The sequence below is a fragment of the Mycobacterium sp. SMC-17 genome (assembly GCF_045310915.1).
In the GTDB taxonomy this organism is placed as follows: Bacteria; Actinomycetota; Actinomycetes; order Mycobacteriales; family Mycobacteriaceae; genus Mycobacterium.
This window is the reverse complement of sequence record NZ_JBJIAK010000173.1, coordinates 1-1,070: the sequence shown is the minus strand read 5'-3', so window position 1 is coordinate 1,070 and position 1,070 is coordinate 1. Positions and strand designations below refer to the sequence as shown.

Annotated in this window: 1 protein-coding gene; it reads left to right on the top strand. The window is 63.2% G+C overall.

Translation table 11 applies throughout. The annotated features are described in order from the left end of the window. Nucleotides 1-252: 252 nt before the first annotated feature. On the top strand, nt 253-1,070 hold an 818-nt coding region (locus tag ACJH7A_RS30645), incomplete at its 3' end, for an IS110 family transposase (RefSeq protein WP_406803336.1).

The following is a 1,070-nucleotide window of genomic DNA, read 5'->3' as shown; positions in this document are numbered from 1 at the left end:
TCCTTAAGTTCGTAGTTGCAGTTATTTCGTGATGTTGTGACGGTTACGTTGAACTGCGACCCGGGTGGGTCGGGTGAGGTCGACATGGGGTCTTTGCCGGCCTGGTGGTGCGGCTTGAAAGGACTGGCCGCCCGGCCCACCTGGACTTCCTCGGGCCGCTGATTGAGATCTGCGATGTGATCGCTTGTTTAAGGAAATGCCGGCGAGGTTGTCCGTGGGGATCCTGTTGGCAGACAAGCGAAAAGAGGTTCCATGGCCGAAGACCAGGTGTGGGCTGGGGTCGACGTCGGCAAAGAACACCACTGGGTGTGCGTCGTGGACGGCAACGGCAACGTGGTGTTGTCGCGCAAGGTCGTCAACGATGAACACACGATGCGTGACCTGGTCGCCGAGATCGACAAGCTCGCCGGTGAGGTGTCCTGGACAGTGGACTTGAGCAACGTGTTTGCCGCCCTGCTGTTGACGGTGCTGGCCGATGCCGGCAAGACGGTGCGGTACCTTGCGGGCCGGCAAGTGTGGCAGGCCTCGGTCACCTACCGCGGTGGTGAGTCCAAGACCGATGCCAAAGATGCCCGGGTCATCGCCGATCAATCCCGGATGCGCGGCGAGGACCTTCCGGTCCTGCGTCCCGGCGACGATCTGATCACCGAACTGCGGATGCTCACCGCCCATCGCGCTGATCTGGTCGCCGACCGAACCCGGACCATCAACCGGCTGCGCCAACAACTGCTGGCCGTGTGCCCGGCCCTCGAACGCGTCGCTGAGCTGACCCAGGACCGTGGTTGGGCAGTGCTGCTGGCGCATTACCAACGACCGAAAGCGATTCGCCGAACCGGTGTTTCGCGGCTGACCAAAGTATTGGCGGCAGCGGGAGTACGCAACGCTGCCACGATCGCGGCAGCGGCGGTGACGGCCTCTAAGGCCCAGACCGTCCGCCTGGCCGGTGAGGACGTCGGTGCAGGATTGGTCGCCGAACTGGCCCAGGGGGTGATGAACCTCGATGAGCGCATCAAACACACCGACGCGGACATCGAGGAACGATTTCGCCGCCATCCGCTCGCCGAGGTGAT